Below are 12,293 nucleotides of genomic sequence, written 5' to 3'. Positions count from 1 at the left end.
AGGCCAATAAGGCTACAGACTCCTGCTCAGTGGCCTGGCGGCCACGGAGAGGGGAACAGCGATGAGTGTGCGCCTCACCGACCGTGACGAGAGGCAGTGGCAGAGGCGGGCGGAGGAGCGCCTGGCGGAGCCCGTGCCGATCGGAGATTGGATCCGAAAGCTCGGCGCGGCTCTGGCGGCGCCGGGGCGGCGCCGCCAGAGGGTGAACGCAAGGGTGAACAGGTCGCTTCAGGAGACCGGCTGAGCCTCCGCCAGGACCTTGTCGACTGCGTTCGGCCCGGACTGCGGGGGAGAGCTGGACAGGGGTACGGACACGGGGGGTGACGACACCGAGGCGTCCGACGTCTGCGGGCCCACGGACGCCGATCGGTCCGTCGTGCCGTCGGACGGCGTGCCGTTCGTCGCCGTGTCGTCGGTCGCCGGCTCCGACTGCGCGCTCGGTGTATCGGGGGACTCCGGCGACTCCGGCGACTCGGGAGCCGGCGAGGACGACGATGGCGAGTCCGACGAGGGGCACACCGAAGGGGTGACGCCCCCAAGGGGCGCGGGCGTCTCCGCACCCGTGACCGTCACACAGGGCACCGGCGAGGACGGGGACGTCGACGGGGACTCCGAGCTCGGGGAATCGGTCACCGAGTCCGAGACGGAGGGTGACGGGGGCGCCGTCGGCGGCTTCGTCGGCTTGTCCTGCTTCCCCGTGTCGCCCGGTTCGCGGGCGAACCAGCCGTCGTCCTCGGGGTCGTACACGACGAAGACGTTCACCACGGTCACCGAGGGTGCCACGACGACCACCTGGGAGGGCTGGTAGCCCGCCCACTTGGTCCCCGTCGTCTTCGGGTCCTTCTGGGCGACCGGCGGCGTCAGCGGGTTTCCGCAGGCGCAGCGCACCCGGGGCACGCCCCGGTCGTCGACGAGCACGGCCGTGCCGGTCTGCAGCACCGCCTGGTACGAGGTGGGGGCGCCGGCCCGGAAGCCGTGGTTGGTCACCCGGGTGTCGACCCGGAGCTGAAGCGGGGTCAGGGAGCGCAGGTATCCCGGCACTTCGCCGGTGGAGATCCCCAGGACCTGGGCGAAGGCCGCGTTCTTGGCGGGCTCGTCGGCCAGGTAGCGGACCTGCTGCTCCACGTCGCAGCTCGCCGTGTTCTGCGTACCGCCGTACAGACCCGCCGCCGAACCGGACACGCTGCGCGTGACCGTGGCGTCCGCGGTGCGGGTCGGGGTGGGCAGCGAGGTCGGTGACTGCGTGGCGGCGTTGGTGCGGGCCGTCGACTTGGTGAAGGGATCGGGGCCGGTGGCCGCGGCGTTCTGCAGGAACACCTCGCCGCCGCCGGATCCGCCGGTGTCGCCGCCGTTGCCGTCCGGACGGGTGAGGACGACCACCAGGGCCACGGCCGCGACCACCGCCGCCGTGACCGAAGCGACCTTGGGGACGGACCGCCACCAGGGGCCGCCGCCAGGGCCTTCGCCCGGGCCGCCGCGTCCTCCGCCGCGCGAGCTCCCGCCGCCGGAGCCGCCGGAGCCGCCGGAACCGCCCGAGCCGCCCCCGGAGCCGTCATGCGGCGGCCCGGGGGGTGGTGGGGGACCGGCCTGCCCTGGGGTGGTGCTCGGGCCCGAGAGGGGGCCCGAAGGGGGACCTGAGGGAGGAACTGACGGGCGGCCGGACGGCGGGTGGGAAGTCACGTTTTTCCCTTTCTTCCGTTCCGCGCCCATTGTGTGCTCGGAACCCGGCCTGCCCGCAAGCGGACGATGTCCACAGGCCCTGCGTGCGCGATCCACCGGTACTAGCGTGGTGAGCGTGAGCAGTCGGCTCCCCACCACGTCCCGCCCGGCGCACGACACCGGGAACCTCGCCCGCCACTGGGGCGAGGCCCTGGCAGCCGTCCTCGCCGGGTTCCTCGCGATGGCGGTCGTCGCCGCACTCGGCCTCTGGGCCGCAGGCGCCGCCGACCTGCCAGGCGGCTTCGTCTACGTCGTCGCCGCGGTCGTCGTCATGGCCGCAGGTGGCCAGATCGACCTCTCCGGCGACGCCGGCGCGCTCGCCGGCACCAACGCCGAACTGACCGCCATGCCCCTCACCGTCACCCTGGTGGGCGCACTGGTCACCGGTTTCTGCTTCCTCCTCCCGCTCCGCCACCACGCCGTCGCCCGGACGAGCGACCTCCTCGCCCGCGTAGGCCGCACGGTGCTGCTCTGGCTGGCCGCGCTCGCCGGACTCTCCGCCCTCGCCCGCCGCGACTTCCCCGTCTCGCTCCCCGGCGGCCAGAGCCAGGACCCGATGTCCGACCTCTTCGGCGAACTCCTCGACGCGGTGAACCCCACCGTCGGCTTCCGCACCGAGCTGGGCCCCACCCTGCTCTACGGGCTCCTGTGGATCCTCGGCGTGCTCCTGATCGCCCTGCTGGTCTCACGCGGCACCCCGCTCCCCTCCCGCCTGGTCCGCTACCACGAGGCCGTACGGCCGGTCGCCCACGCGATGCTGCTCCTGCTCCTCGCGTACGTCCTCATCGGCCTGGTCATTGCCGTCGTCGTGGCCGCCACGCGCGGCCACGCGGCGGAGACGCTCGCCGTCGCCCTGCTCGGCCTGCCCAACGTCACCTGGCTCGCCCTCGGGGTCGGGATCGGCGGCTCCTGGCAGGGCACGGTCGAAGGGCCGTTCGGGCTGCCGATGCCCCCCATCCTCGACTCGGTGCTCCGCACGGACACCGCGGGCCTCTCCACGGTGGACCTCTCCTCCCTCGCCTCGTACGACTCCCGGGCCTGGTGGCTGCTGCCGGTGGCGGCCGTCCTCGTCCTGGCCGTGGCCTTCGTGGCCGCCGTCCGCTCGCCCGCCCGTACGCGGCTCTGGCAGCACGCCCTCCACCTGGGCGTCGCGTTCGCCCTGACCATGCTGGTCGTCGCCCCCGTCACGCTCGTCGAGGCGCGCTTCGGGCTCTCCATCCTCGGCATCGGCGAGCTCGAATCCCTCGGCGGCCGGGTCGTGCTGCGCCCGGACGTGTGGAAGACGGCGGGCCTCGCCCTGCTCTGGGGGCTCGTCGCCGGCTTCCTGGGCGGGCTCCTTGCCTCCGGCGTACGCCGCCGGGGCGAGAGGGACGCCGCCCCGGCCGCCGAGGACAAGCGACCGCAGGGCCGGTAAGGCCCGGTTTCGGAGCTCAGCGCCAGAAGCGGGGCGGCTCCCGGAAGACCGGGCGTGCCCAGGCCGGCGGCAGAGGCGGCGGGGCCGGAGGCCGAGGGCCGGGGTGGTCATCCGGACCGGGACCGGGACCGGGGCCGCCCTGCTCCAGGGCCGCCCGCAGGGACGCGACGAACTCCAGACACGTTCCGTACCGCTCCTCCGGCACCTTCGCCAGAGCCTTCGCGAGGACCTGGTCGGCGGCCTCGGTGAGCTCCGGCTGTTCGGCCGAAGCCGGGGGCGGCGGATCGTACTGGTGGGCCCAGAGCAGCGCCATGTCGTCGTCGCGACGGAAAGGCGGCGCGCCCGTGAGCGTCTCGTAGACCACGCACGCCAGGCTGTACACGTCGCAGCGGCCGTCCACCGGCTTGCCCGAGATCTGCTCGGGCGCCACGTAGTCGAGCGTGCCGACGAACTGCCCGACCGTCGTCAGACCGGTCAGCGACAGGGACTTCTTGGTGAGCCCGAAGTCGGTGAGATACACATGCTCGGGATGGTCGCGGTCGGTGCCCTCGGCGACCAGGATGTTGCCCGGCTTCACGTCCCGGTGCACCAGGTCGTGGGCGTGTGCCGCGTCCAGCGCCGACGCCACCTGAACGGCGATCCGACCCGCCTTCACCGGCGGGAGCGCGCCCTCGCGGTCGAGGAGCGCCCGCAGATCCTGTCCGGCGACATAGCGCATCGCGATGTACAGGACGCCCTCCGTCTCGCCCGCCTCGAAGACCGGGACGATGTGCGGGTGGTCGATCGCGGCCGCGACCCGCGACTCGTGGGCGAACCGCTTGCGGAAGGTGTCGTTGCGGGCCAGTTCGGGCGCCAGCAGCTTCAACGCCACCGTCCGGTCGAGCCGCAGGTCACGCGCCCGGTAGACGACCGCCATCCCGCCGCGGCCGATCTCGGCCTCGACCAGATAGTCCGCGATCTGCTTGCCGATGAGCCCCGACTCCCGGCCGGCGGGCAGGTCCATGTCCCGGGCGGCGCCACCCATCAGCGTTCACCCGGCAGCTGTGCCTGGTCCACGACCTGGGTGGGGGGCGGCGGCCCCGCGGGCACGTCCCGCCGCTCGTCCTCCTCCTTGAGGCGGGGCACCACCCGCGTCGGCTCGTGCACGGCCGCGGCGATCGAGGGGCCGGCCGAGGCCGCGTACGTACTCAGGGCCGTACCGTCGCAGTACACCCAGCGCTCGTGCTCCGCGTCGTACAGCCAGAGGGCCTCGCCGTCGACCACCATCCCCACCCGCAGCCCGTGCGTCCGCCGCTGGAACGTGTCCTGGTCGACCCGGGAGGCCGCCAGCTCCTCCGCGGCCCGCCGGTACCGGCCGAGCGACTCCTCCGCCCGGGCGATCAGCGGCCGGGGGTCGGCGGTCCTGGCGAGCGGCTGACGGGCCTCCGGCGGATCCACGGGTACGGAGACGAGCAGCCGGGCGTCGACCCACGCGGACCAGCCGTTGGAGCAGAGGACCTCCCCCCAGTCGCCGACCCGCTGCGTGAGTTGTACGGGCAGGAACGCGTCGAGGGGCACGGTCGAAAGGCCCGGATCGGGAGCCTCCCAGGCGGGCAGCCCGTCGCGCGGCACGACGTGCGTCGGCCGGAAGTCCGGTACGTCGTCCGGTAGCGGGGGAGTGACCGGGATGCCCATGGGCCGCCTGCCTTCACTGTTCCGGATGGGATGTCGGATCCAAGGGATCGGATGGTGGACATCGGATCCTGGATCATGGATTTTGGATCTTGGATCCGATATCGGCTACTTCCGCATGATCACCGGCTCATGGCGCCGCAACAGCCGCGCCACGAGGAAGCCGAGCACGACACAGAGCACCACCAGCATCCCCATGTCGAACAGCCATGCGCTCAGGGTGTGGTCCATCAGGGGGTCGGTCGTCTTCTCGCTCGGTGCGGTGGTCCCGATGTCGATGGTCGCTCCCATCGCCGCGAACGCCCACCGCGACGGCACCAACCACGCCAGTTGTTCCAGGACCGGCGTCCCGGTGACCGTGAGCAGCGCCCCGCAGAACACCACCTGCACGATGGCCAGGAGGACGAGCAGCGGCATCGTCACCTCCTCCTTGCGCACCAGCGCGGAGACGAAGAGACCGAGCATCATCGCGGTGAAGGACAGCAGCGCGACCGCGAGCGTGAGCTCGATGAGCGGCGGCATCAGCACGCCCTTCCCGCCCGGCACGTTCAGCGGAACCCCGATCAGCGCGACGAGCGTGAGCACCACCGCCTGGACGACCGTGATCAGACCCAGCACCACCACCTTCGACATCAGGTACGCGGAGCGGGACAGACCGACGGCTCTCTCCCGTCGGTAGATCGTGCGTTCCTTCACGAGCTCCCGGACGGCGTTGGCCGCCCCCGTCAGCACTCCGCCGACGCACAGGATCAGCAGCACGTTCAGCGTCGACTCGGGGTTGAGACTGCCCTCCGAGAGCGCCCGCGCCATCGCTCCCATCACGAACGGCAGGGCGATCATGATGGCAAGGAACGTCCGGTCGGCGGACAGCGCCGCCGCGTACCGCCGTACGAGGGTACGGAGCTGGGAGCCCCAGCTCTGCGCCTTGGGCGGCGGACCCGGCTCCGGAACCGTCCCGGATCGGGACTGTCCCGGCCGCTGCATTGCGTCGGCGACGTACTGCCGGTGGAAGCGCGACGAGCGGTACTGCCCCGCCCAGTCGCGGCCGCGCTCGGTCTCGAAGGCCTCGAACGCCTCCGGCCACTGGTCGAAGCCGAAGAAGCCCAGCGTTTCGTCCGGCGGCCCGAAGTAGGCGACGCGGCCACCGGGCGCGAGGACGAGCAGCCGGTCGCAGACGTCCAGGCTCAGCACACTGTGCGTGACCACGATGACCGTACGGCCGTCGTCGGCGAGCCCGCGCAGCATGTGCATCACCGAGCGGTCCATCCCGGGGTCGAGCCCCGAGGTCGGCTCGTCGAGGAAGAGCAGTGAGGGCTTGGTGAGCAGTTCGAGGGCGACGCTGACCCGCTTGCGCTGACCGCCCGAGAGGCTGTGGATGTGCTGATCCGCGCGCTCGCCGAGGCCGAGTTCGCCGATCACCTCGTCCACCCGTGCCCGGCGTTCGGCGGCGGCCGTGTCCTCGGGGAAGCGCAGCTCGGCGGCGTAGGTGAGGGCCCGCCGCACGGTGAGCTGCAGGTGGAGGATGTCGTCCTGCGGGACGAGGCCGATGCGCTGGCGCAGCTCCGCGTAGTCGAGGTAGAGGTCCCGGCCGTCGTAGAGGACCGTGCCGTGGTCGGCGGGACGCTGGCCGGTGAGGGCGCCGAGCAGCGTGGACTTGCCCGCGCCGGACGGCCCGACCACCGCGAGCAGGCACTTCTGCCCGACGGGGAAGGACACCCCTTCCATGAGCGTCTTGCGGCCGTGGTCGACCGTGACGGCGAGATCCTGCACGTCGAGGGAGACCTCGCCGGTGTCGGTGAACTCGACGAGCTGCCCTCCGATGAGGCAGAACGCGGAGTGCCCGATGCCGACGATGTCGTCCGGCGTGACGCGGGCCTCGGCGACGGGACGGCCGTTGAGGAAGGTGCCGTTGTGACTGCCGAGGTCCTGGATCCAGTACGTACCGTCCGGGTTCGCCCGCAGTTCGGCGTGGCGGCGCGAGACGACGAGGTCGTCGACGACCAGGTCGTTCTCCGGCGCCCTGCCGATCCGTACGGTGCGCGTCGGCAGCGGCCGCACGGACGTGGGCTGCCGGAAGGTGCCGGTCAGGGCCGGATGGGAGACCGAGGACGGCCGTGGCGGGGTGCGCGGCGGCGCGGGCGCCGGCGGCTCGGGACTCGGTAGGGGAGGTGGCGTCGGCGGCGGTTCGGGGCCCGGCACAGGCGGCGGGGGTACGGGGGTCCCGGGTCCCGGCTCCCGTACGAACGGCCCTCGGGGGGCTTCGGACAGGCCGGGAGGTTCGGGCGCCGCTTCGGGAGGTACGGGGGCCTCCGGCAGCGGGGGCACCGAGCCGGCTGGGGGCGCCGGGGGCGCCGGGGTCGCCGTGCCCGAGAGCACCGCGCGTGGACCGTCTCCGGGATGTCCGAACCGTATGACCGTCCCCGGGCCGACCTCACGCACGGCGACGCGGTGGTCGTCGGCGAAGGTTCCGTTGGTGCTGCCGTCGTCCTCCAACGTCCAGTGGTCACCGACGGTCCGCAGGACCGCGTGGTGCCAGGAGGTCCGGTCGTCGTCGAGGACGATGTCGCTGGTGGGGTCGCGCCCGATGCGGTAGACCCGGCTCGGACTCATCACGGTCGCGTCCCCGTCGATCTCGAGGACGAGCTCGGGTGCGGCGGGCACGACGGGCCGCTGTCCCATGCGTGAATTTTATCTTCCGGGGGCGATCCGTGCCTGCGAGAGCCGCCGGTATCGTGGGCGCCTCCGGTACGACCGAAGGAGGGCCCACCCGTGCCGAAGGGTGTCACGAAGCGTCGGCCCCGGACCAGGGCAGCCCTGCTCAAGGCCGCCCTGGAGACCTTCGCCGAGCACGGTTTCCACGCCACCTCCATCGAGCAGATCTGCGAGCGCGCCGGCTATACCCGGGGCGCCTACTACTCGAACTTCGCCAGCAAGGAAGAGCTCTTCCTCGCCCTCTTCGACGAGCACAGCGAGCGGACCGTACGGCGGCTCGCGGAGGCCGTCGACACCCTCGCCGCCGAGGACTACACGCTGGAGCGGCTCGCCGAACTGGCCTCCCGGATCGAACCGGACGAGCGCGACTGGTACCTCGTCACCACCGAGTTCACCCTGCACGCCATCCGGGACCGGCAGGCGGCCTGGGTGCTCGCCCGGCACGACGCCAGGCTGCGGGCCGAGATCGCCCGGGGCCTGACGGCCGTCCTGCGCAGGGCGGGACGTGAACTGACCGTGGACGCCGACAGGTTCGCCCGCATGCTGATCGCCCTGCGCGAGGGCGGGCTCGCCCAGAGCTACGTCGAGCCCGAGGAGTTGCCCCCTGGCAGCCTGGAACGGGACTTCCTCGCCCCGCTGTTGGCGGCGTCGACCCGCGAGATCGGCGGCAGCCGGTAGGAGATCGATCAGTCGAAGAGGTCGGGGTCCGAGGCCGTGATCCGGTCCCACAGCGGACGGGCCTGGAACCAGCCGGCCAGGTGCGTGCCGACCTGTCCCCGGGTGACGAGCGCCGTCTCGCGGTCGATCAACTGCGGCGTACCGGCGGCCATCGCCAACAGCTGGGCCTGGCAGGAGCGTTCCATGGTGACGAACCACCAGACGGCCTCGGCGACGGACTGCCCGACGGTGAGCAGCCCGTGGTTCTTGAGGATGACCGCCTTGTGTCCCGCGAGGGCCTTCGCGACGCGCCTGCCCTCGTCCAGCTCGTTGACGACGCCCCGGTAGTCGTCGTAGATCCCGTGGTCCTCGAAGAAGGCGCAGGCGTCCTGCGTGATCGGCGCGAGCGGGATGCCGAGGCTGGAGAACGCCTTGCCGTGCAGCGAGTGCGAGTGCGCTGCGGCGACCGCGTCGGGCCGGGCCGCGTGCACCTGCGAGTGGATGACGAACGCGGCACGGTTCACCGGGCGCTTGCCGGAGAGCACCGTGCCCTCGTGGTCGACGAGGATCAGGTCGGAGGCCTTGATCTGGCTGAAGCTCATCCCGAACGGGTTGACCCAGAAGGCGTCCGGGTTCTCCGGGTCGCGGACGGTGATGTGCCCGGCGACCCCCTCGGAGAACCCGAACCTCCCGAAGAGCCGGAATCCCGCGGCGAGTTGTTCCTTGCGGTACCGGCGCTCCTCCTCGACGGTGTCGAAGGTGGGCGGCAGGGGGAGGGTGACCCCTTCGGGCAGCGGGCCCACGGCTGCGGCCAGGGCGGGCGGGAGAGTGCTCACGGGGCTCCTCACGACGGCGGGACGCGATGCCCGCCAGAAGATACAGAGATGTATCCGATTCGCCAATGGTTCGGCCGCGGTTGCGGTGTGGGGCCGTGGATGGCTACGGTCGGCTGAGAAAGCGCTTACTGCCTGTGGGGGAGCTGACCTCGTGCCGATCGCCGACGTCCTGATCTACACCCGTACCGCCGGCTACCGTCACGACTCGATCCCGGCGGGTGCGAAGGCGCTGACGGCCCTTGCGGAGGCGGCGGGGTACGCGGCAGAGGTGACCGAGGACCCGGCGGTCTTCACGCCCGAGCGGCTCGGGCGGTGTGCGGCGGTGGTCTTCCTCTCGACGACCGGAACGGTCCTCACAGCCTCGGGCCGGGCGGCGTTCGAGGCGTACGTCGTCGGGGGCGGAGGCCTCCTCGCGATCCACGCGGCGGCCAACGCGGAGCCCGACTGGCCGTTCTACGGCGAGCTGCTCGGCACGCGCTTCGACGGCCACCCGGAGATCCAGCCGGGGACGGTGTGCGTGGACGCGCCGGACCACCCCGCGACGGCCGTGCTGCCGGGTCGGTGGGCCTGGACGGACGAGTGGTACAACTTCACCTCGAACCCCCGGGACGCGGGCGTACGGGTGCTGGCGCGTGCGGACGAGTCGACGTACCGGGGCGGGACGCTGGGCGCGGACCACCCCCTGGTCTGGTGCCGCGATGCCGGCGAGGGCCGCGTCTTCTTCACGGCGCTCGGACACGCGGCGGAGGCGTACGAGGACGAGACGTTCCGGGGGCACCTGGCGGGGGCACTGCGCTGGGTGTCGTCGGCCGCGGGGACTCCGCGCCGGACGCGGGGCCGGGACCTCCAGGGCGCGTAGCGAGTCGTGATCAATGTGCGGGATGTGCCTTCGTGGCACGGTCCGGTCCGATAGACGGTCTTACGTGACGCGAGTGCAACTTACCGATCCGGATGGGGAGTTCACGACCCCGCATCCGGCCGGAGATTCCGCGTCGGTGCCGTCGGTGCCGACCGGGCCGCGGGGAAGCATCCGGTCCAGCCACTTCGGCAGCCACCAGTTGGTCCGGCCGAGGAGTGTCATGGTCGCCGGTACCAGCACCATGCGTACGACCGTGGCGTCGATGAAGATCGCGGTGGCCAGGCCGAGCCCGAACATTTTGGTGGAGGGATCATCGGCGACGGCGAAGGACAGGAAGACCGCCACCATGATGAGGGCGGCCGAGGTGATGATCCGGGCGGTGCGCGAGACGCCCTCGACGATCGCCGTGCCGTTGTCGCCGGTGCGCAGGTACTCCTCGCGTACGCGGGAGAGGAGGAACACCTCGTAGTCCATCGACAGGCCGAACAGGATGGCGAAGAGGAACATCGGGATGAACGACACGATCGGAACCGTGGCTTCCAGCCCGATGAGCGCGCCTCCCCAGCCCCACTGGAAGACCGCGACCATGATGCCGTAGGCCGCGCCGATGCTCAGCAGATTCAGCAGTACCGCCTTGAGCGGTACGAGTATCGAGCGGAAGACCAGCATCAGCAGCAGGAACGACATCGCCAGCACGGCGGCGACGAACACCGGCAGGCGTTGGCTGGTGCGTCGGCCCACGTCGGACAGGCTCGCGGCGGCGCCGCCGACGTGGGCCCTGGCCGGGCCGTGCCCGATCGCCGTGGGCAGCACGTCGGTGCGCAGCCTGGCGATGGTGTCGGCCGTGGCCTTGTCCTGAGGGCTGGTGGTCGGGAACACCAGGAGGGTCGCGATGCCGGTGGCCCGATCGATGTGCGCCGGCGCGACGGACGCGATGCCCGGATCCGCCGCGACCGCCCCGACGAGTCGGTCCAGCACTCCCGGATCACCGGTGGGGTCCGCGGCGATGACGAGGGGACCGTTGGTGCCCGGGCCGAATCCCTCGGCGACGAGGTCGTAGGCCCGGCGCTCGGTACGGCTGTGGGGCAGTGAGCCGTCGTCGGGCAGGCCGACGCGCAGGCCGAGCACGGGCAGCGTCGCGGCCAGCAGCAGCCCCGCCGCGCCGACCGCGTACGGCACCGGGTGCCGGCTGACGTGCCCGATCCAGCGACGCCACCCGGCGGCGTGGGCGGCGCCTGCCGCCGGGTCCCGCCGCCGTGCGAGTCGGCCCGGCTTCCTGGTCTGCAGAGCCCGGCCGATCCGGCCGGCCCGGGCAAGGCGTGGGCCGGCGGCGCCGAGGAAGGCCGGCAGCAGCGTCACCGACGCGAGCACCATCGTCAGGACGACGATCGAGACGGCCAGCCCGCCCACCGTCATGAACGGCACGTTCGCGACCGCCATGCCGAGGATCGACACGACGACGGTTCCGCCGGCGAAGACCACCGGCCGCCCCGCCGTGGCCACCGCTCGTCCGGCCGCCTCGTGCGGGTCGAGCCCGCGCGCGAGGTACTCCCGGTGCCTGGCGAGCACGAACAGCGCGTAGTCGATGCCCACTCCGAGCCCGACCATGCTGCCCAGGACCGGTGCGAAGGTGGGGACGTCCGTGACCCCCGCCAGTACCGTCATCGTGGCGACCCCGACGGTCAGTCCGAAGACCGCCATGCCGATCGGCAGCGCGGCGGCGACGAGCGAACCGAACGCCAGGAACAGGATCGCGGCCGCGGCGAGGAGGCCGATCAGCTCGCTCAAGCCGCCGTCGGAGCCGGAGAAGGCGTAGAAGAGGCTCCCGCCCATCTCGATGCGCAGGGGAAGTTCGGCGCGCAGCCGGTCGCCGAGATCGACGAGGGCGTCGAGGTCTTCGGCCGACAGCCGGCTCTGGTCGGGGTACTGCACCCGGACGACCGCGATCCGCCCGTCGGCCGAGACGAGGCCGCCGCGCACGGCGGTGTCCCCGCCCGCGTCGAGCGCCCCCGCCGGGTCGCTCGTGCCGAGCACGTGCGGCAGCCGCTTCACCTCGGCCCGCAGCCGCGTGAGCGCGGTGCGCGCGCCGTCGTCGTCGAAGAACGTCGCAGCGCCGTCGAGGGGGGTGACGACCACTTGGGCGGTCATCCCCTCCTGACCGGTGCCGGCCCGCTCGATCAGTTCCGCGGCCCGCTGGGAGTCCAGCCCCGGAGCGGTCATCGAATCCGCGGTCCGCCCGCCGAAGGCGACGGCGGCGAGGACGGCGAGCGTGGCGGCGACCAGCCATACCGCGATCACCCGCCAGGGATGGCGGGCGGCGCTTGCGCCCAGGCGCAACAGGGCTTTCGAGAGCATCGGGTCCTCCAACCACCTCGTCGGCCGTCCTTGTACGGCCGCCGATGCCGAGGCTCCTCGCCACGGCGCT

9 protein-coding genes are annotated in these 12,293 nt (G+C 72.4%); 3 read left to right on the top strand and 6 right to left on the bottom strand.

Annotation, left to right across the window (positions count from 1 at the left end; translation table 11 throughout):
• Positions 1-228: 228 nt before the first annotated feature.
• On the bottom strand, positions 229-1,680 hold the full coding sequence (locus tag ACGFYP_RS04935; protein WP_393486454.1) for a DUF6777 domain-containing protein: 1,452 nt from the start codon (positions 1,678-1,680) through the stop codon (positions 229-231).
• A gap of 115 nt (positions 1,681-1,795) precedes the next feature.
• On the opposite strand from ACGFYP_RS04935, the gene ACGFYP_RS04930 reads away from it, so the two are divergent.
• Positions 1,796-3,133: a streptophobe family protein gene (locus tag ACGFYP_RS04930; protein WP_393486452.1), complete on the top strand. Its 1,338-nt coding sequence runs from the start codon at positions 1,796-1,798 to the stop codon at positions 3,131-3,133.
• A gap of 16 nt (positions 3,134-3,149) precedes the next feature.
• Here ACGFYP_RS04930 and ACGFYP_RS04925 read toward each other — a convergent pair whose 3' ends face one another.
• The 3 genes from ACGFYP_RS04925 to ACGFYP_RS04915 form a co-directional block, all read right to left on the bottom strand.
• On the bottom strand, positions 3,150-4,157 hold the full coding sequence (locus tag ACGFYP_RS04925) for a serine/threonine-protein kinase (RefSeq protein WP_393486449.1): 1,008 nt from the start codon (positions 4,155-4,157) through the stop codon (positions 3,150-3,152).
• Complete coding sequence (locus ACGFYP_RS04920; protein ID WP_393486447.1) at positions 4,157-4,807, bottom strand: hypothetical protein; 651 nt, start codon at positions 4,805-4,807, stop codon at positions 4,157-4,159. The genes ACGFYP_RS04925 and ACGFYP_RS04920 overlap by 1 nt, the downstream gene beginning before the upstream one ends.
• A gap of 105 nt (positions 4,808-4,912) precedes the next feature.
• On the bottom strand, positions 4,913-7,483 hold the full coding sequence (locus ACGFYP_RS04915; protein WP_393486445.1) for an FHA domain-containing protein: 2,571 nt from the start codon (positions 7,481-7,483) through the stop codon (positions 4,913-4,915).
• A 90-nt stretch (positions 7,484-7,573) separates the two neighbouring features.
• Here ACGFYP_RS04915 and ACGFYP_RS04910 point away from each other — a divergent pair, with 90 nt between their 5' ends.
• Positions 7,574-8,194, top strand: a complete 621-nt coding sequence (locus tag ACGFYP_RS04910; RefSeq protein WP_393486443.1) for a TetR/AcrR family transcriptional regulator — start codon at positions 7,574-7,576, stop codon at positions 8,192-8,194.
• Between the two features lie 8 nt (positions 8,195-8,202).
• Here the strand turns inward: ACGFYP_RS04910 and ACGFYP_RS04905 are convergent, their stop codons facing one another.
• On the bottom strand, positions 8,203-9,009 hold the full coding sequence (locus ACGFYP_RS04905) for a class II aldolase/adducin family protein (protein ID WP_393486441.1): 807 nt from the start codon (positions 9,007-9,009) through the stop codon (positions 8,203-8,205).
• A 151-nt stretch (positions 9,010-9,160) separates the two neighbouring features.
• Here ACGFYP_RS04905 and ACGFYP_RS04900 point away from each other — a divergent pair, with 151 nt between their 5' ends.
• A complete protein-coding gene (locus ACGFYP_RS04900; protein ID WP_393486439.1) occupies positions 9,161-9,868 on the top strand; it encodes a ThuA domain-containing protein in 708 nt (235 codons plus the stop codon).
• Positions 9,869-9,928: 60 nt separating this feature from the next.
• Here the strand turns inward: ACGFYP_RS04900 and ACGFYP_RS04895 are convergent, their stop codons facing one another.
• A complete protein-coding gene (locus ACGFYP_RS04895) occupies positions 9,929-12,223 on the bottom strand; it encodes an MMPL family transporter (RefSeq protein ID WP_393486438.1) in 2,295 nt (764 codons plus the stop codon).
• Positions 12,224-12,293: the final 70 nt, after the last annotated feature.

This window comes from Streptomyces sp. NPDC048370 (genome assembly GCF_043200825.1).
In the GTDB taxonomy this organism is placed as follows: Bacteria; Actinomycetota; Actinomycetes; order Streptomycetales; family Streptomycetaceae; genus Streptomyces.
This window is presented reverse-complemented; position numbering and strand designations above follow the sequence as displayed.